Genomic DNA, 16,784 nt, shown 5'->3' on the forward strand with positions numbered 1-16,784 from the left:
CCTGCCGCCATTGTCCATCGCGTGACAAGTGGCGCGGTTTCTGGCTCTAATCCGGCGCTCGATCCCCAACCCCACCGTCCTGCGCTGAACCGGAGGCGCCGTGCTCGCATCCCCCCTGTCCTTGCTTGCCGTTGCCGTCGGTGGTGCCGCCGGATCGGTGGCGCGCTATCTGATGCTGCTGGCGATCATGCAGTGGGTTGGCACCCGGTTCCCGGTGGGGACGATCGTCGTCAACGTCATCGGCTGCACGGTGATGGGCGTGCTGTCGGAACTGGCGGCACTGACCTGGTCGCCGTCGCCGGAGCTGCGGGCCCTGCTGCTGGTCGGCGTGCTCGGCGGCTTCACCACCTTCTCCTCCTTCACGCTGGACATCGGTGTTCTCGTCGCCCGAGACGAGTTCGCCGCGGCGGCGGGATACTTCCTCGCCTCGACGCTGTTCAGCGTGGTGGGCTTCTTTGCCGGCCTGTGGGCCGTGCGTTCTCTTGTTTCGGTGTCCCTCTGATGACTGACTCTCCCGATCACGCTGCCGACCCGTCGACTGAAACCAAGAGCGACAGCAAGGTCGAAACCCGCACCGTCACGGCCGACGAGGCCGACATGCGGCTCGACCGCTGGTTCAAGCGGCATTTCCCCGACGTGAACCACAGCTATCTGCAGAAGCTGCTGCGTACGGGCCAAGTCCGCATCGACGGCAAGCGGGCGGAGACGTCGTCGCGGCTGGCGGCGGGGCAGGGCGTGCGCATTCCGCCGCTTGCCGCCTGGGCGGCTCCGGTCAAGGGGCCCAATCCGGGGGCGGGCAAGCCCAAGGGCATGTCCGACAAGCAGATCGCCGAACTGCAGGCGCTGGTGCTCTACCGCGATGCCGACGTGATCGCCATCAACAAGCCGGCCGGTCTGGCGGTGCAGGGCGGCACCGGCACCTCCAAGCACCTCGACGCCATGCTGGACGCCCTGCGCTTCGACGGCAACGAGCGGCCGAAGCTGGTCCACCGGCTGGACAAGGACACTTCGGGCGTCCTGCTGCTGGCCCGCACCACCTTCGCCGCCAGCAAGCTGACGGAGCTGTTCCGCGGCAGCGCCGTGCGCAAGATCTACTGGGCCGTCACCGTCGGCGTGCCGACGCCCTACCAGGGCAAGATCGACCTCGCGCTGGCCAAGGAAGGCGGTCCCCATGGCGAGCGGGTGGCCGAGAACAAGGAAGAGGGCAAGCGCGCCGTCACCGTCTATTCGGTGCAGGAGAATGTCGGCAAGCAGGCGGCCTTCGTCGCCATGTGGCCGCTGACCGGCCGCACCCACCAGCTGCGCGTCCACATGGCCGCCGTCGGGACGCCGATCCTCGGCGACGGCAAATATGCCGGGCAGGGCGCCTTCCTGGCCGGGGCGGAGGTGACGAAGAAGCTGCATCTGCATGCCCGCCGGCTGATCCTGCCGCACCCGCGCGGCGGCAAGACCATCGACGTCACCGCTCCGCTGCCCGACCACATGCAGGCGACCTGGAAGTATTTCGGCTTCAGCCCGAACCTGCGCGACGATCCGTTCGAGGATTTCGAGTGATGGCGGCTTCCGGGAAATCGCCCCTGCGTCTCGCCCTGTTCGATTGCGACGGCACGCTGGTCGACAGCCAGTTCGCGATCATCGACGCCATGACCCAGGCCTGGGCGGAGCATGGGCTGGGCGAGCCCGACCCGATGGAGGTCCGCCGCATGGTCGGACTGTCGCTGGTGGAGGCGGTGGCCCTGCTGCTGCCCACCCACGACGCCGAGGCCCATGTCGCGGTGGCGGAAAGCTACAAGCGGGCCTTCTCCGCCGCGCGCAGCCGGGGCGATGTGGACGAGCCGCTGTTCCCCGGCATCATCGACACGCTGGCGGCGTTGGAAGAGGCGGGCATCCTGCTAGGGGTCGCGACCGGCAAGTCGCGGCGCGGGCTGAACGCCGTGCTGAAGGGGCACGGGCTGACCGGGCGCTTCGTCACGCTGCAGACCGCCGATGTCGGTCCCGGCAAGCCCAACCCGCACATGGTCCAGCGCGCGCTGGCGGAGACCGGCGCGGAAGAGGCGGGCACGGTTGTGATCGGCGACACGACCTACGACATTCAGATGGCCCGCAACGCGCGGGTGCGGTCGGTCGGCGTTTCCTGGGGCTATCACGCGGTGCCGGAGCTGGAGCGGGCCGGGGCGGACCGCATCGTTCACCGCGGGCGGGATGTCGCCACCGCGGTGCTGGAGCTTTTGGAAAGGTAAGCGATGAAGCGTTTCTACAAGGCGGCGGGGGTCGGCGAGACCGAAGGCGGCTTCCGGGTCGAACTGGACGGCCGTCCGGTGCGCAGCCCTGCCAAGGCGCCGCTGGTTTTCCCCAGCCGGCCGTTGGCCCAGGGCGTGGCGGACGAATGGGCGGAGCAGGGCGACCAGATCGACGCCCATTCCATGCCGCTGATGCAACTGTCGAGCACCGCCGTCGACCTGATTCCGGCCAAGCGGCCCGACATCGTCCAGGCCATCAGCGCCTATGCCGGCACCGACCTGCTGTGCTACCGCGCCGAACATCCCCAGCCGCTGGTGGACCGTCAGGCCCAGCTGTGGCAACCGCTGCTGGACTGGGCGGCGCTGACCTACGACGCGCCGCTGCATGTCTGTGCCGGCCTGATGCCCAAGCCGCAGCCGGAGGAGGCGCTGGCCGCCCTGCGCCGGGTGGTGGAGCGGACCGACGACTGGTACCTGTCGGCGCTGCAGACCACGACCGGCGTCTGCGGTTCGATCATCGTGGCGCTGGCCCTGCTGGAAGGCCGCATCGGCGCCGAAGAGGCTTTCGAGGTCTCGCAACTGGACGAGACCTACCAGATCGAGCAGTGGGGTGAAGACGCGGAGGCCACGAAGCGCCGCGCGAACGTACGTGCGGAGATCGTGGCCTGCCGGCGTTTCGTGGATCTGCTGCGGGGGTGAGGGTGCTGGGGGGAGGGAAAGTTAGACCCCCACCCTGACCCTCCCCCGCTGGGCGGGGGAGGGTCAGGGGGGCTAACTCCCCCAATGCCGCGACGACCTTTACTGCGCCGTGCTGCCGGTGCCGGTCGTCGTGCCGGTGGTCCCGGTCGAGCCGGTGGTCGGGGCGGCGCCCGGCGCCATCTTATCGTCCTCGGCCGGCTTCCGGTTCTTGTTCAGCGACGTCATGGTGTCGTCGTACTTGAACTCCGGCATCGCCTTCACGTCGTCGCGGCTCATGCCGGCCAGGTTCAGGCGGTTGTTCTGCGAATCCCAGTTGGCGGCGGTGTAGTCGACCGCGACCTGCTTCTCGCCGATGCCGAGGAAGCCGCCGGAGCTGACCACCAGCTGCTTGGCCTGCCCGTTGGCGTCGAGGATCACGTCGTCGACCTCGCCGATCTTCTCATTGTCGCGGCCATAGACGTTCTTGCCGATCAACTCCTCGGCGCTGGCGAGTTGGCCGCCGGTGGCACTGGTGGCCGAGCTGCCGGTGGTGGCGCTGTTCGACATGGTGGAGGTCGACGAGGACGGATTGCCCACGGTCGGCGAGGTGGTCTGCGCGACGGCGGCGCCGGAGAGCAAAGCCAGCGTGGCGGCGGTGGCGATCAGGGTGCGACGCATGGGGTGGCTCCTTTGTCGTTGTGTCGAAAGACACCGGTACAACAGGCGCAAGCCCCGTTTGATCTCACCTTCCGTGAACTCTTTCGGTGTGGGCCTAACCCTTGGTGGTAATGTCCCAGCCCGGTTCCTGCGGCGTCAGCGTCGCCGGACCGGCCTGGAAGGAAAGCCCGTTCTCGGCCGCGCGCCGCACCTCCTCCAGCCGCAGCAGGGCGAGTGCCGCGCCGTCGCGGACGCTGCGGATCTCCCCGGCCTCCTTGCCCTCCAGCATCACCGGAGTGCCCGGTTCCGGTGCCGGACCCTCGATGGCGGCGGGGAACAGCTTCTTCTTGATCAGGGCGCGGTACTTGGTGCGGGCGGTCAGCTCCTGCCCCATGTAGCAGCCCTTGTCCCAGGAAATGGCGTTCAGCGCGTCCATCCGGTTCTCAAGGGGAATCGACTTTTCCGGGATCAGGTCGTCGGTCCCGTCCGGCACGCCGAGCGACAGGCGCAGGCGGTCGTACTCCGCGGCATCCCGTCGCACCAGCCCGGCTGTCTCCAGTTCCGCAATGCCGTCCGCAGGCAGGAACAGGCGGGCGCCCAGCGCCGGCAGTCGGGGGTCGGTGAAGGCGATCCCGCCGCCGAAGGGCCGTGCCGTGCCCGGCTCCGCCGGCAGTCCCAGCGCAGCCAGCGCGCCGTCCCCGAATGCCACCACGACGCGCAGCGCCTCGGCCCGGTCCTCCAGCGCGATCTTCGAGCGGAGCTTGTACATTTTCAGCCGGCGCAGCAGGTCGGCGCGCCGGTCCATCTCCGGATCGAGCAGAAGTGCCGCTGACGCATCCGTACCCGATTCGACGGCACCCGATTCGACGACGGTGAAATCATGCAGGAACTTGCCCTGCGGGGTCAGGAATAGGGCATAAGCGGCATGGTCGGGGGTAACGCGCAGCATGTCGTTGGACACCAGCCCCTGCAGGAAGGCCTTGCGGTCCTCCCCCGTCACCGCCACCACGCTCCGCCGGTCCAGCACCGCGTAACCCGCCGACATCCTTGCCTCCACCCTGTCCGATCGGCCGAACTGCCGACCGTCTGGAGTGTTGGTCCGAACGGGCCGGCTGGCAAGGGCCTGCCGCATCGCAACAGACCCCCCGGGCGAAAGGCTGGGTTGCCGCCACGGACTGTGGCATGATGACCGAAGCGGCAAATGCATTGCGTATAGGCAGAGGATCGGCTGTTGACGGCCGGTGGTGCCACCGGATTACTCTGTTGGTAGCGGTGGCACGGCTTTGGCATTGCCATACAGGTTTGACCTTTTCCCGGATTGACCCTCCTTGCCTTCGCACGCCGAGACTTTTCCCCCGGACGCTTCGCCGCCCCGCCTGGAGCTGCGCGGCATCACCAAGCGATTCCCCGGATGCCTCGCCAACGACCATGTCGACCTCGTCCTCCAGCCGGGCGAGATCCATGCGCTGCTGGGTGAGAACGGCGCCGGCAAATCCACCCTGGTCAAGATGATCTACGGTGTGCTGCACCCCGACTCCGGAACCATGCTGTGGCAGGGGGCGGAGACCAATGTCCCCGATCCTGCCGGAGCCCGGCGGCTGGGCATCGGCATGGTGTTCCAGCACTTCTCGCTGTTCGACACGCTGACGGTGACGGAGAACATCGCGCTCGGCCTGGACGATGCCGGCCGGATGGACGAGCTGGCCGACCGCATCCGCAGCGTGTCCGAACGCTATGGCCTTGCGCTCGACCCCGAACGCCATGTCTTCCACCTGTCGGTGGGCGAGCGGCAGCGGGTGGAGATCGTGCGCTGCCTGCTGCAGGATCCGAAGCTGCTGATCATGGACGAGCCGACCTCGGTCCTGACGCCGCAGGAGGCCGCCAAGCTGTTCGAGACGCTGCGCGTCCTGGCGGCGGAGGGCTGCACGATCCTCTACATCTCGCACAAGCTGGAGGAGATCCGCGCGCTGTGCAGCCGCGCCACCGTTCTGCGCGCCGGCAAGGTGGTTGGCGCCGCCGACCCGCGGCAGGAGACGGCGCGCAGCCTTGCCGAGATGATGATGGGGGCGGAGCTGTCCATGCCCGAACGGCCGCCGCAGGGTGCCGCCGGGGCCGCGCGCCTGTCGGTGCGCCATCTGTCCACCACCTCCGACAATCCCTTCGCCACCAACCTGAAAGACGTCGGTTTCGAGGTGAGGGCGGGCGAGATCCTGGGCATCGCCGGGGTGGCCGGCAACGGGCAGGCGGAGCTGATGGCCGCGCTCAGCGGTGAGATGCTGGTTGCTGACGCCGAGTCCGTGGTGATCGAGGGCACCTCGGCCGGGCATCTGGGGCCGCGCGCGCGCCGCGCGCTCGGCCTCGCCTTCGTGCCGGAGGAGCGGCTGGGCCGCGGCGCCGTCCCGGAACTGAGCCTCTCTGAGAATGCGCTGCTGTCGGGGTATGCCCGCGAGCCGCTGGTGCGTGGCGGCATGGTCCATTTCGGCCGGGCGCGGGCCTATGCCGAAACGATCATCCGCGGCTTCAACGTAGTCGCCCACGGCCACCGGGCGGAAGCGCGGTCGCTGTCGGGCGGCAACCTGCAGAAATTCATCATCGGTCGCGAGATCCTGCAGAAGCCCAAGCTGCTGGTGGTCGGCCAGCCGACCTGGGGCGTCGATGCCGGCGCCGCGGCGGCGATCCACAAGGCGCTGATCGGGCTGGCGCGCTCGGGCGCCGCGGTTCTGGTGATCAGCCAGGATCTGGACGAGCTGTTCGTGCTGAGCGACCGGATTTCCGTGCTGTTCCACGGCCGCCTGTCCGACAGCCGGCCGACGCACGAGACGACGGTGGAACGCATCGGCCTGCTGATGGGCGGCCTGTTCGGCACGCCGCCGGACGAAGACGGGGAGATCACGCGTGCGGTCTGATGGTTTCGCGATTGCCGGAGACGCCGCATGAGCCTCATCCGTTTGGAACCGCGCGGGCAGGCGTCGAAGACGATGGTCTACGCCACGCCGCTGCTGGCGGTGGCGCTGACCCTGCTCAGCGGCTTCATCCTGTTCCTTGCGATGGGGTTCGATCCCGTCAAGGCGCTCCATGCCTTTTTCATCGCCCCGCTGACCTCGGTGCGCGGGCTGGGCGAACTGGTGGTGAAGGCGACCCCGCTGGTGCTGTGCGCCGTCGGCCTCGCCATCGGTTTCCGCGCCAATGTCTGGAACATCGGTGCCGAGGGCCAGCTGACGCTGGGCGCCATCACCGGCGGCGGGCTGGCGCTGGCCTTCTATGGCGAGGGCGGCTGGTGGCTGCTGCCGCTGATGGTGATCGGCGGTGCGGTCGGTGGCGCGGTCTGGGCGGCGGTGCCGGCCTTCCTGCGGCTGCGCTTCAACGCCAGCGAGATCCTGACCAGCCTGATGCTGAATTACGTGGCGCTGCTGCTGCTGAACTATCTGGTCCACGGCCCCTACCGCGACCCCGATGGCTTCGCCTTCCCGGAGTCGCGCCTGTTCGAGGCCGACGCCGTGCTGCCGATCCTGTGGACGGGCACCCGCGTCCATCTGGGCGCGCTGTTCGCGCTGTTGGCGGTCGCGGGCGGCTGGCTGCTGATCGCGCGGACCTTCATCGGCTTCCAGATCAAGGTGATCGGCCTGACCCCGGCCGCCGCCGGCTATGCCGGTTTCGACCAGAAGCGGATCGTCTGGTTAGCGCTGCTGCTGTCGGGCGCGCTGGCCGGCATCGCCGGCATGGGCGAGGTCGCCGGCCCGATCGGGCAGGTCACCGCCGGCATTTCGCCGGGCTACGGCTATACCGCCATCATCGTCGCCTTCCTGGGCCGCCTGCATCCGGTCGGCATCCTGCTGGCGGCGCTGCTGATGGCGCTGTCCTTCATCGGCGGCGAGGCGGCGCAGATCGCCATGGGCCTGCCCAAGGCCATCACCGGAGTGTTCCAGGGCATGCTTCTGTTCTTCCTGCTGGCAAGCGACGTGCTGATCCGCTACCGGGTCCGCTTCGGGGCGCGGAGGGCGGTGGCATGAACGACTTTGCCCTGATCGGCCCGATCCTGACCGCCATGTTCGCTGCGGCGACGCCGCTGCTGTTCGCGGCGCTGGGCGAGCTGGTGGTCGAGAAGTCCGGTGTCCTCAACCTGGGCGTGGAAGGCATGATGCTGGTGGGCGCCGTCTGCGGCTTCGCCGTGACGATTCAGACCGGTAGCGCCGTCACCGGCTTTCTCGTCGCGGCGCTGGCCGGTGCCGCCACCGCCTCGCTGTTCGCCGTGCTGACCCTGTTCCTGCTGGCCAACCAGGTGGCGACCGGCCTGGCGCTCACCCTGTTCGGCGTCGGCCTGTCGGCGCTGATCGGGCAGGGCTTCGTCGGCATCCCGCTGGAAGGGCTGCCCAAGCTGTACATCCCCGGCCTCACTGACCTGCCGGTGGTGGGGCAGGCGCTGTTCGGCCAGGACATCATGGTCTATCTGGCGGTCGCCGCCGTGCCGCTGGTCCACCTGTTCCTCTACCGCACCCGCGCCGGGCTGGTCCTGCGCGCGGTCGGGGAGAACCACACGGCCGCCCATGCGCTGGGCTACAAGGTGTTGCGCATCCGCTTCCTCGCCGTGCTGTTCGGCGGCGCCATGGCCGGGCTGGGCGGCGCGTTCCTGTCGATGGACTACACGCCGATGTGGGCGGAGAACATGACCTCGGGCCGCGGCTGGATTGCGCTGGCGCTGGTGGTCTTCGCCACCTGGAAGCCGGTGCGCGCCATGCTGGGCGCTTGGCTGTTCGGCGGCGTCACCATCCTGCAACTGCACGTTCAGGGGCTGGGCATCGACGTGCCGTCGCAGCTCTTGTCGATGCTGCCGTATCTGGCTACCGTCCTGGTCCTGGTGCTGATTTCGCGGGACGTCGCCCGCATCCGCCTGAACGCGCCGGCCTGTCTGGGAAAACTGTTTCATCCCGATGCTTGACGCGTCGTTTTGAAATCGAAACAAAGCCCATATCACAGAGATATCAAGAACAAGGAGCTTCGACGTGAACAGAAGGACGATGGGCAAGGCGGTGCTGGGTCTGGCCGGTGCCGCCATCGCGCTGAGCGTGGGCATGGGCTCCGCCCTGGCGCAGGACAAGCTGAAGGTCGGCTTCGTCTATGTCGGCCCGGTCAGCGACCACGGCTACAGCTACCAGCACGACCAGGGCCGTCTCGCCGTGGAGAAGGCGCTGGGCGACAAGGTCACCACCACCTTCGTCGAGAATGTGCCGGAAGGCGCCGACGCCGAGCGTGTGGTCGAGCAGCTGGCCGCCAGCGGCCACAAGCTGATCTTCACCACCTCCTTCGGCTTCATGAACCCGACGCTGAAGGTGGCCAAGCGCTATCCCGACGTGAAGTTCGAGCACGCCACGGGCTACAAGCGCGCCGAGAACGTCGCGACCTACTCCGGCCGCTTCTATGAGGGCCGCACGGTGGTGGGCGCCATCGCCGGCAAGATGACCAAGTCGAACATCATCGGCTACATCGGCTCCTACCCGATTCCCGAGGTGGTCGGCGGCATCAACGCCTTCACCATCGCGCTGCGCGAGCAGAACCCGAAGGCCGAGGTCCGCGTCGTCTGGGTCAACAGCTGGTACGACCCCGGCAAGGAAGCCGAGGCGGCCAAGGCGCTGATCGACCAGGGTGCCGACGTCATCGTCCAGCACACCGACAGCCCGGCCCCGATCCAGACCGCGCAGGAGCGTGGGCTGTGGTCGGTCGGCCAGTCGTCAGACATGACCCGCTTCGGTCCGAAGTCGCACCTGACCGCGATCGTCGAGGATTGGAACGGCTATTACGTCCAGCGCGTCAAGGCGGTGCTGGACGGCAGCTGGAAGCCGATCGACACCTGGGGCGGCATCAGCACCGGCATGGTCGAGCTGGCCCCCTACAACCCGGCCATTCCGGCCGACGTCGTGAAGATGGCCGATCAGCTCAAGGCCGACATCGTGTCGGGCAAGCGCCACTCCTTCCAGGGCCCGGTCAAGGACCAGGCCGGCAAGGTCGTGATTCCGGAAGGCAAGACCGCCACCGACGAGCAGATCCTGAAGATGGACTGGTACGTCGAGGGCGTGCAGGGCAAGGTTCCGAAGTAAGCAGTGTACGGCGCGGCGAACCGGCGGTGAAAACCTCCTGTCCGTCGCGCCCTTCGGCGATGTGGGGAGGTGGGCGATGGACGGTAGCAGCCTCTACGACAGCGATTTCTACGCCTGGGCGAACGAACAGGCCGCCCTTCTGCGGGCCGGCAAGCTCGACGCGGCGGACATCGAGCACATCGCCGAGGAGATCGAGAGCATGGGGCGCAGCGAAAAGCGTGAACTGGTCAACCGCCTGGTCGTTCTGCTGCTGCACCTGTTGAAGTGGCGCTATCAGGAGCCGCTGCGTGGCAACAGCTGGCGCCTCAGCATCGAGGAGCAACGCTATCGGCTCGCCGCTCATCTGCGCGATAATCCAAGCCTCAAGTCATCGCTTGGAGCGTCTGTCGAGGACGCATACCGGCTTGCCTTGATCGCGGCCGAACGCGAAACCGGTATCTCGCGACAGGTTTTTCCCACGGATTGCCCGTGGAGCTTCGCTGAGATGATGAACGAGTCGTTCTGGCCGGATGCCTGAGCGGCACCTTCCGGCGCCGCCCCGCTTTACAGATACTCGCCCAGCAGCCGCAGGAACGGGCGCGCTTCCTGCAGGACCAGCGTCGTCTGGTGGAACAGATCCTCGGGCGAGGCGTGGTGTTCCAGCCTGATTTCCGAGAACAGGATGATCTTCTGCCCGCCCTGGACGATGAAGCGGACATGGGGCAGCCCTTCGATCCCGCGCAGCACCGCCAGCAGGGAGCGGCGGCGTTCCGGCGCCTGGGCGGTGTAGGGCACATGGCCGACATCGGCCCAAATCTGGCAGATCGACCCGCCGCCTTCCTCTTCGCTCTCATGCCGGACGGCGACGTTGAAGGGCAGGCCGTCGGCCATGAAGGTCAGCTTGCAGGGGCGCGGCGGCCTGGCGATGCCCAGCACGCCTTCCGGCGTCACTTCGATGGAACCTGGGCTGATCGGCAGGGCGCCGTCGGGCACCTCGGCCAGCGATTGAATGGTCTTCAGATCGGGAACGGACAAGGCGGTACGCTCGGCTTCAGGGGCGATTGAGACGACAGCATGGGCGCCGCCAGCTAAAATTCTGTAAAGGCCCGGAACGCACGTCTAGAATGGCTGTTCGCTGTGGTCTGAAAATACGAAGAAAGCAGGCGATGTCCGCCATCGATACCGTCGTCGTTCCCATCCACCGTGCCGGCTGGCCCTTCATCGCCGGATTCGCGGTGGTCTCCCTGGTTCTCGGTCTCGCCGTCTGGGCGCCGCTCGGCTGGATCGGGCTGGTCCTCACGCTCTGGTGCGCCTACTTCTTCCGCGATCCGGACCGCGTGACACCGACCCGGCCCGGCCTGCTGGTCAGCCCGGCCGACGGGCGGGTGACCATGATCGTCCAGGCCGTGCCGCCCAAGGAACTGGGCATGGGCGACAAGCCGCTGACCCGGATCAGCGTGTTCCTCAACGTCTTCAACGTCCACGTCAACCGCGTGCCGGCCGACGGCACCATCGTGGCGGCCGAATACCACAAGGGCACCTTCGTCAATGCCGCGCTCGACAAGGCCAGCGACGAGAACGAGCGGATGGCCTTCCGCCATCGCCTGCCCGACGGGCGCGAGATCGCCTATGTCCAGATCGCCGGTCTGGTGGCGCGCCGCATCCTGTGGTGGGTCAAGGCGGGGCAGGAGGTGAAGGCGGGCGAGCGATTCGGCCTGATCCGATTCGGCAGCCGCACCGACATCTACCTGCCGGACGGCGTCGCCCCGCTGGTCTGCGTCGGTCAGACCGCCATCGGTGGCGAGACGATCCTGGCCGACCTGGACGGGACGGAAGCGCAACGGCAGGGGGATGTGCGTCGATGAAACGACCGCCCGTCTTCCGCCAGCAGATCTTCCGCCCGCACCGGGCGCGCCGCCCCGGCCGGCCGCACCCACGGTTGAAGGGCCTGTCGATCAACCACCTGCTGCCGAACGTGCTGACGGTGCTGGCGCTCTGCTCCGGCCTGACCGCGATTCGATTCGCCATGCAGGGGCGGTGGGAGCCGGCGGTCATCGCCATCGTCATCGCCGCCATCCTGGACGCGCTTGACGGCCGGATCGCACGCCTGCTGAACGGCCAGAGCAAGTTCGGCGAGGAGTTGGACAGCCTGTCCGACGCCATCAGCTTCGGCGTCGCGCCGGCCTTCATGATGTATCTGTGGGGGCTGAACGGCGCGGGCAGCCTGGGCTGGATCGCCTCCATGGCCTATGCCGTGTGCTGCGCGTTGCGTCTTGCCCGCTTCAACTCGCGACTCGGCGTGGTCGATCTGCCGCCCTGGGCCTACAACTACTTCACCGGGGTTCCGGCTCCGGCCGGCGCCGGCCTCGTGCTGCTGCCGATGATCCTGGGGTTCGAGATCGGGCCGGAGTTCCTCGGCCATCCGGCGGTGATCGTGCCCTGGACCCTGCTGATCGGTGGGCTGATGGTCAGCACCCTGCCGACCTTCTCCTTCAAGGGCGCCCGCGTGCCGGCACAATGGGTGGTGCCGGCGCTGGCCGGTGTCGGCCTGCTGGCCGCCATGCTGGTCAGCCAGCCCTGGTGGACCCTGTCCATCGTCGGGTTGGCCTATCTGTCGATGCTGCCCTTCTCCGTCCTCCAGTTCCGCAAGCTGCAGAGTGCCGCGGAACTGATGCGGACGGAGATCACGGAGCCGGGGCCGGAGGTTGAGGCCGAAGCCTCTCCCGGGGAGCAGCCGTCTGACGACATCGCAGCGTCCGGAGAGGAACCGCGGAAGCCGGTCTGACCGGCCTTCCGCCTGCTGCATTCCGCCGCCGCTATTCCGCCGCCACCAGTTCCGCGGCGGATGCGGTGGCGGCAAGTTCCGCGACGATGACCCGCGCCACCATCGGGATCTGTCCCAGGCAACGGCCGATATGGTCGGTCTCCGCCTGGGGCAGGTCACCCACTTCCATGGCGATGGCAAGCGTATCGTCGGTCAGGCGGCTGTGCAGGGCCAGCGGGACCAGTCCGCGCTTTGCAACGAATTCCAAGATGCGGGGGAGGGTGCCGGGATCGGCATCTGCGACCAGGGAAAAGGCGACCCGGCGGCCGGGCGCGGTGACGCGCGCATCAGACGCGGATGCGGCGGTGGTCTTCACGGTGACGGACATGGCGTGATCAGGCTTTCAGACGGTTCTGCGGAATGGACGAGCGAAATCCCCGGCTCTCAAAGGAGAACCGGGCCGCTAATTCGCAGAATGCCGTCGAAGCGATGCGTGATCATGGCAACAGCCTAAGCTGCCGCAGCCGCCCCGTCAACAGGGGCCGACCAGCCGGAAGTCCGCAGGCGTCGCGTTCGGGGAGCGCCGGAGGAGCCGAATCCCCCCTTGGTGGTGGCGAATGGTCACGTTCGAGCCGGACAGGAACAAAGCCCAGGAATACCCGTTCCGTTTCCGCTTGTCCGTCACGAAAGCTCCACCAGAAGGGAGAAGGCCATGCTCGGCACGATTCTGCTCATCATCCTGATTCTGTTGCTACTCGGTGCCGTCCCGGCTTGGCCGCACAGCCGCGGCTGGGGTTATGGTCCCAGCGGCATCCTCGGCGTGCTGCTGATTGTCCTGATCGTTCTGCTGCTGATGGGCCGGATCTGATCCGCAACCCATCGGACAGTCTATCCGTTTGATGCACGGCGGGGCCGGCGGAGGGCGAACATCAGCCATCCGACCGGCCCCAGCATCAGCACCATCACCAGCCAGCCGGCGCGCGGGCCGAAGGGGCAGCGTGATCCGGCAGGCGGACGCCATCCGCCACCGCGGCGCGACAGCGCCACATGGAGCAGCGGCAGCCCATAGAAGGCGAACAGGACCAGCCAGGGAATGGCGGCCCAGAGACCGTTGGCGGAGGAATCGGCGTTCATCGCTCCAAGATAGCACCGAAGACGGAGCGTTTGCGACCGATCGTCACGGCATAGTACAGCCGCACGCAGTCTCGGTTGCGCCGCACACAGGGCAGCGAGGTTGAAGGCTGGCGCGACTTTCGGCTAGGGTCGTCGGCGAATTCGTCCGAAGGGCCCGGTCATGGCACTGGAAATCGAGCGACGATTCCTGGTCCGCAAGGGCGTCCGGCATCTCTGCCGGGACGGCGTGCGAATCGTCCAGGGATATCTGCCGTCCGACGGCATCAGCACGGTCCGCGTCCGCATCGCCGACGACCGCGCGACACTCACCATCAAATCCTTGAAACAGGGGGCCTGCCGCGAGGAGGTGGAACATCCCCTGTCGCTGGATTTCGGCCGGCGACTGCTGCTCTACGGCTGCGAGGGGCGAGTGATCGACAAGACGCGTTACCGCCACTGTCAGGACGGCCTGTGCTGGGAAATCGACGTCTTCCACGGTGAGAACACCGGCCTGATCATCGCAGAGGTCGAACTGGAAGACCCCGACCAGACCGTTCCGCTGCCCGACTGGATCGGGGCGGAGGTCACCACGCTGCGGGCCTACGGCAACTCGTCCCTCTCCCGCGCACCCATCCAACGCTGGTCGTCGCCTGCGGCCGCTTAGCGAATATGATCCACTGCAGGTGCCGGTCCCCATTCGCCGCCGAAAGGGCGGGAGGAACCGGCGCAACCGCAGCAAACTGAGTCACTGTAAAAGCTACGCCGTCCGCACCTTGTCGAGGAAGCCCTGCACCTCGCCGCGCAGGCGGTCGGCCTGGGCGGTCAGGGTGCGGCTGGCATTCAGGACCGCATCCGCGGCGCCGCCGGTCTTGGTGGCGGCGGTGGTCACCTCGGCGATGTTGCGCATCACCTGCTGGGTGCCTTCGGCCGCCTGCTGGACATTCTGGGCGATCTCGCGGGTGGCGCTGCCCTGCTGCTCCATCTCGTGGGCGATGTCGGTGACGGTTCCGCTGATGGCCGTCACCGCGTCGGAGATGGTGCGGATGGCCGCCACGGCGCTGGAGGTGGCGGTCTGCATTTCCGCGACCTGGGCGGAGATCTCCTCCGTCGCCTTGGCGGTCTGGCCGGCAAGGTTCTTGACCTCCGTCGCCACCACGGCGAAGCCTTTGCCGGCCTCGCCGGCGCGGGCCGCTTCGATGGTGGCGTTGAGCGCCAGCAGGTTTGTCTGCTCCGCGATCTCACCGATCAGCCCGACGACCTGACCGATCCGCTCGGCGGCGAGCGACAGGCCTTCGACGATGCTGTTGGTCTGCACCGCCTTGTCGGCGGCGCCGGATGCGGTGGCGGAACTGGCGTTCAACTGGCGCGAGATTTCGGCGATGGAGGCGGACAGCTCCTCCGCCGCCGCCGCGACGGTCTGGACATTCGCCGTCGCCTGTTGCGAGGCGGTGGCGACGGCGGTGGACTTGGCGGTGGTCAGCGCCGCATCGGACGACATCTCCTGCGCATCGCGACCCAGCGACCCCGCCGACTCGGTCAGCGACATCACAACGCCGGACACCGCCTGCTCGAAGCCGTTGGCGAACTCGTTCATGGTGCGGCGGCGGTCGGCATCGATCTGGATGCGCATCTCCTCGCGTTCGCGTTCCATCCGCTGCATCTCCAGGGCATTGTCCTTGAAGATGGTCATGGCGTCGGCCATGTGGCGCATCTCGTCCTTGCGGTCGCCTCCGGGGATCTCGACCGTCAGGTCGCCCTCGGCCAGCCGGCCCATGGCGCCGGTCATGGCGTGCAGCGGGTGGGTGATCGCGCGGTCGATGATCCAGGCCATCAGCGCGCCCAGCAGCAGGGCGACCGCCGCACCGATGGCGATCACCATCCCGGCGCTGGCGCGGCCGGCCTCGCGATCCTCGCGCTGGAGGGTGACCAGCCGGCCCACCTGTCCGCTGACCGCGGATGAGGCCTGGGCCATGGCGGCCGACGCCTCGTGCTGCTTGGCGGCGGCGGCCGATAGCGCTGCGAATTCCGAATCGAAAGCGCGGGCGGCGTCGGTGATGGCGGCGATCAGTGCGCGCCCCTCCTGGTCGACCAGCACGGCTCCGGCCTGTCCGGCGATGTCGAGGATCTCCTTGACCGCCGCCGCGACCGCGGTCTTCGCGCCGGTGGATGCATCCGACGCGCCGGACAGGAGGAAATCACGCTGGCCCAGCATCGCGGACTGGGCACCCTGCACCAGGCGCATCGCCAGACCGCGCAGCATCACCGCCTCGTTCACTTCGCTCTGGGCGAATTTCGAGGCTTCGCGCAGTGCTTCGGTCACGATGGCCTGGTTCTGCTGAAGCTCCACGGCGCGTTCCTGCACGCCGCGTGCGGCCTCGTCCAGCCCGGCGGCGACCCCGGCATCGGCCAGCGCCGCGGCTCCTCTGCCGCGCAGAGCCTGCACCGTGCCGTGATAGGCTCGGGTGTCGTCGGCGATTCGCGCGGCCAGCGCCTCATCATTGGTGCCTACAAGGTCCTTGGCGACGGTATCGGTGGTCTGCACGAGTTCGTCCAGCGCCTCCACGATCTGGGCAGCCAGCGCCTCTTCGGCGTTGCGCCGCAACTCGCTCTGCCGGCGGCGGACCTCCAGAACCCGTTCGATCACGCGGTTGGCCCGTTCGGCGGTGTCCATGGCATGGCGCAGTTCGGCGTCGGCGTCGCGCTTGCTGGCCATGTTCAGGTCATGGCGCTCCGACTGCTGCTTGCCGATCTTCTCGGCGATCTCGCGCAGCGCGCGCGCGCGCATTTCCATGCTGGCGGTGCGGGCGTGCGCCTCGGCGTCCTGGGCGACGAAGTTGGTGAAGGCGGCACGGTAGCCGTCGATCCCCGAACGCACCTCGTCCAGCAGGCGACGGCCTTCCCCGTCGGCGAGCGCGGCGCGGGTCTCCTGCGCTTCGGCCTGCAGGGCGTCCAGCATGCCGGGAACATTGGCCGCGGCCTTGGCGTCGCGTTCGGTCACGAAGCGCGCCTCTTCCAGCCGCACCGACTTCAGCCGCGTGTCGAGATCGGCGGTGTGGGCCGCCAGATCGACTCGCTCGGCATAGGTGCTGAGGCTGTTCCAGCCGACGAACGCCACGCCAACCGTCAGAAGCAGCACGGTGGCGAAGCCAAGCGCGATCCGCGTTCCGATCGTCATGAATGGTGGACTCCCCGCTCGCGTCGCCCTTCCGGAGACGCCTTTCTCCCGATCATTGCCCGATTGAAGCACAGGACGGTTAACGT

The 16,784-nt window shown here is 67.9% G+C and carries 19 protein-coding genes; 13 read left to right on the forward strand and 6 right to left on the reverse strand.

The genetic code is table 11. The annotated features are described in order from the left end of the window. Positions 1-100: 100 nt before the first annotated feature. The 4 genes from crcB to J2Y49_RS04255 are packed head-to-tail and all read left to right on the forward strand — an operon-like array spanning position 101 to position 2,939. Entirely contained in the window at positions 101-502 is a 402-nt protein-coding gene (gene crcB, locus J2Y49_RS04240; protein ID WP_310112661.1) for a fluoride efflux transporter CrcB, read from the forward strand. Next, positions 502-1,554: an RluA family pseudouridine synthase gene (locus tag J2Y49_RS04245; protein ID WP_310112662.1), complete on the forward strand. Its 1,053-nt coding sequence runs from the start codon at positions 502-504 to the stop codon at positions 1,552-1,554. The genes crcB and J2Y49_RS04245 overlap by 1 nt, the downstream gene beginning before the upstream one ends. Continuing rightward, the gene (locus tag J2Y49_RS04250; protein ID WP_310112663.1) at positions 1,554-2,240 is read left to right on the forward strand and encodes an HAD-IA family hydrolase; all 687 of its coding nucleotides are present in this window, start codon (positions 1,554-1,556) and stop codon (positions 2,238-2,240) included. Before J2Y49_RS04245 ends, J2Y49_RS04250 begins: the two co-directional genes overlap by 1 nt. Before the next feature lie 3 nt (positions 2,241-2,243). Next, positions 2,244-2,939 carry an ATP12 family protein gene (locus J2Y49_RS04255; protein ID WP_310112665.1) on the forward strand — a complete coding sequence of 232 codons (696 nt, stop codon included), beginning with the start codon at positions 2,244-2,246 and terminating at the stop codon, positions 2,937-2,939. A 99-nt stretch (positions 2,940-3,038) separates the two neighbouring features. On the opposite strand, the gene J2Y49_RS04260 is transcribed toward J2Y49_RS04255, so the two are convergent. Then, positions 3,039-3,596 carry a PRC-barrel domain-containing protein gene (locus tag J2Y49_RS04260; protein WP_310112666.1) on the reverse strand — a complete coding sequence of 186 codons (558 nt, stop codon included), beginning with the start codon at positions 3,594-3,596 and terminating at the stop codon, positions 3,039-3,041. Between the two features lie 94 nt (positions 3,597-3,690). After that, positions 3,691-4,620 (reverse strand): folate-binding protein, encoded by a 930-nt coding sequence (locus J2Y49_RS04265; protein WP_310112670.1) that lies wholly within the window; start codon positions 4,618-4,620, stop codon positions 3,691-3,693. Positions 4,621-4,903: 283 nt separating this feature from the next. Here J2Y49_RS04265 and J2Y49_RS04270 point away from each other — a divergent pair, with 283 nt between their 5' ends. The 5 genes from J2Y49_RS04270 (at position 4,904) to J2Y49_RS04290 (ending at position 10,184) form a co-directional block, all read left to right on the forward strand. Beyond that, positions 4,904-6,481 (forward strand): ABC transporter ATP-binding protein, encoded by a 1,578-nt coding sequence (locus tag J2Y49_RS04270; RefSeq protein ID WP_310112672.1) that lies wholly within the window; start codon positions 4,904-4,906, stop codon positions 6,479-6,481. A 27-nt stretch (positions 6,482-6,508) separates the two neighbouring features. Further along, entirely contained in the window at positions 6,509-7,585 is a 1,077-nt protein-coding gene (locus J2Y49_RS04275) for an ABC transporter permease (protein WP_310112673.1), read from the forward strand. After that, positions 7,582-8,511, forward strand: a complete 930-nt coding sequence (locus tag J2Y49_RS04280; RefSeq protein WP_310112675.1) for an ABC transporter permease — start codon at positions 7,582-7,584, stop codon at positions 8,509-8,511. The genes J2Y49_RS04275 and J2Y49_RS04280 overlap by 4 nt, the downstream gene beginning before the upstream one ends. Before the next feature lie 79 nt (positions 8,512-8,590). Next, positions 8,591-9,667, forward strand: a complete 1,077-nt coding sequence (locus J2Y49_RS04285; RefSeq protein ID WP_310113295.1) for a BMP family ABC transporter substrate-binding protein — start codon at positions 8,591-8,593, stop codon at positions 9,665-9,667. 76 nt (positions 9,668-9,743) lie between these two features. Next, positions 9,744-10,184 carry a DUF29 domain-containing protein gene (locus J2Y49_RS04290; RefSeq protein WP_310112677.1) on the forward strand — a complete coding sequence of 147 codons (441 nt, stop codon included), beginning with the start codon at positions 9,744-9,746 and terminating at the stop codon, positions 10,182-10,184. A gap of 26 nt (positions 10,185-10,210) precedes the next feature. Here J2Y49_RS04290 and J2Y49_RS04295 read toward each other — a convergent pair whose 3' ends face one another. Then, a complete protein-coding gene (locus J2Y49_RS04295; RefSeq protein WP_310112678.1) occupies positions 10,211-10,681 on the reverse strand; it encodes a hypothetical protein in 471 nt (156 codons plus the stop codon). 131 nt (positions 10,682-10,812) lie between these two features. Here J2Y49_RS04295 and J2Y49_RS04300 point away from each other — a divergent pair, with 131 nt between their 5' ends. After that, entirely contained in the window at positions 10,813-11,511 is a 699-nt protein-coding gene (locus tag J2Y49_RS04300) for a phosphatidylserine decarboxylase (RefSeq protein WP_014248378.1), read from the forward strand. Beyond that, entirely contained in the window at positions 11,508-12,431 is a 924-nt protein-coding gene (locus tag J2Y49_RS04305; protein WP_310112680.1) for a phosphatidylcholine/phosphatidylserine synthase, read from the forward strand. The genes J2Y49_RS04300 and J2Y49_RS04305 overlap by 4 nt, the downstream gene beginning before the upstream one ends. Positions 12,432-12,462: 31 nt before the next feature. Here J2Y49_RS04305 and J2Y49_RS04310 read toward each other — a convergent pair whose 3' ends face one another. Then, positions 12,463-12,798, reverse strand: coding sequence for a hypothetical protein (locus J2Y49_RS04310; RefSeq protein WP_310112682.1), 336 nt, complete (start codon positions 12,796-12,798; stop codon positions 12,463-12,465). Between the two features lie 324 nt (positions 12,799-13,122). Between J2Y49_RS04310 and J2Y49_RS04315 the strand changes: the two genes are divergently transcribed. Continuing rightward, complete coding sequence (locus J2Y49_RS04315) at positions 13,123-13,278, forward strand: DUF3309 family protein (RefSeq protein ID WP_082860756.1); 156 nt, start codon at positions 13,123-13,125, stop codon at positions 13,276-13,278. 20 nt (positions 13,279-13,298) lie between these two features. Here J2Y49_RS04315 and J2Y49_RS04320 read toward each other — a convergent pair whose 3' ends face one another. Further along, positions 13,299-13,544: a hypothetical protein gene (locus tag J2Y49_RS04320; protein WP_310112684.1), complete on the reverse strand. Its 246-nt coding sequence runs from the start codon at positions 13,542-13,544 to the stop codon at positions 13,299-13,301. A 160-nt stretch (positions 13,545-13,704) separates the two neighbouring features. Here J2Y49_RS04320 and J2Y49_RS04325 point away from each other — a divergent pair, with 160 nt between their 5' ends. Continuing rightward, positions 13,705-14,187, forward strand: coding sequence for a CYTH domain-containing protein (locus J2Y49_RS04325; protein WP_310112686.1), 483 nt, complete (start codon positions 13,705-13,707; stop codon positions 14,185-14,187). A 93-nt stretch (positions 14,188-14,280) separates the two neighbouring features. Here J2Y49_RS04325 and J2Y49_RS04330 read toward each other — a convergent pair whose 3' ends face one another. Beyond that, complete coding sequence (locus J2Y49_RS04330) at positions 14,281-16,698, reverse strand: methyl-accepting chemotaxis protein (RefSeq protein ID WP_310112688.1); 2,418 nt, start codon at positions 16,696-16,698, stop codon at positions 14,281-14,283. Positions 16,699-16,784: the final 86 nt, after the last annotated feature.

Origin of the sequence: Azospirillum sp. BE72 (assembly GCF_031455875.1) — a bacterium.
Classification (GTDB): Bacteria; Pseudomonadota; Alphaproteobacteria; order Azospirillales; family Azospirillaceae; genus Azospirillum.

What these genes read in the sequence shown, in the direction of transcription:
- J2Y49_RS04245 (WP_310112662.1), top strand. Translation starts at nt 502, where the DNA reads ATGACTGACTCTCCCGATCACGCTGCCGACCCGTCGACTGAAACCAAG.
- J2Y49_RS04250 (WP_310112663.1), top strand. Translation starts at nt 1,554, where the DNA reads ATGGCGGCTTCCGGGAAATCGCCCCTGCGTCTCGCCCTGTTCGATTGC.
- J2Y49_RS04255 (WP_310112665.1), top strand. Translation starts at nt 2,244, where the DNA reads ATGAAGCGTTTCTACAAGGCGGCGGGGGTCGGCGAGACCGAAGGCGGC.
- J2Y49_RS04260 (WP_310112666.1), bottom strand. Translation starts at nt 3,596, where the DNA reads ATGCGTCGCACCCTGATCGCCACCGCCGCCACGCTGGCTTTGCTCTCC.
- J2Y49_RS04265 (WP_310112670.1), bottom strand. Translation starts at nt 4,620, where the DNA reads ATGTCGGCGGGTTACGCGGTGCTGGACCGGCGGAGCGTGGTGGCGGTG.
- J2Y49_RS04275 (WP_310112673.1), top strand. Translation starts at nt 6,509, where the DNA reads ATGAGCCTCATCCGTTTGGAACCGCGCGGGCAGGCGTCGAAGACGATG.
- J2Y49_RS04280 (WP_310112675.1), top strand. Translation starts at nt 7,582, where the DNA reads ATGAACGACTTTGCCCTGATCGGCCCGATCCTGACCGCCATGTTCGCT.
- J2Y49_RS04285 (WP_310113295.1), top strand. Translation starts at nt 8,591, where the DNA reads ATGGGCAAGGCGGTGCTGGGTCTGGCCGGTGCCGCCATCGCGCTGAGC.
- J2Y49_RS04290 (WP_310112677.1), top strand. Translation starts at nt 9,744, where the DNA reads ATGGACGGTAGCAGCCTCTACGACAGCGATTTCTACGCCTGGGCGAAC.
- J2Y49_RS04300 (WP_014248378.1), top strand. Translation starts at nt 10,813, where the DNA reads ATGTCCGCCATCGATACCGTCGTCGTTCCCATCCACCGTGCCGGCTGG.
- J2Y49_RS04305 (WP_310112680.1), top strand. Translation starts at nt 11,508, where the DNA reads ATGAAACGACCGCCCGTCTTCCGCCAGCAGATCTTCCGCCCGCACCGG.
- J2Y49_RS04310 (WP_310112682.1), bottom strand. Translation starts at nt 12,798, where the DNA reads ATGTCCGTCACCGTGAAGACCACCGCCGCATCCGCGTCTGATGCGCGC.
- J2Y49_RS04315 (WP_082860756.1), top strand. Translation starts at nt 13,123, where the DNA reads ATGCTCGGCACGATTCTGCTCATCATCCTGATTCTGTTGCTACTCGGT.
- J2Y49_RS04320 (WP_310112684.1), bottom strand. Translation starts at nt 13,544, where the DNA reads ATGAACGCCGATTCCTCCGCCAACGGTCTCTGGGCCGCCATTCCCTGG.
- J2Y49_RS04325 (WP_310112686.1), top strand. Translation starts at nt 13,705, where the DNA reads ATGGCACTGGAAATCGAGCGACGATTCCTGGTCCGCAAGGGCGTCCGG.
- J2Y49_RS04330 (WP_310112688.1), bottom strand. Translation starts at nt 16,698, where the DNA reads ATGACGATCGGAACGCGGATCGCGCTTGGCTTCGCCACCGTGCTGCTT.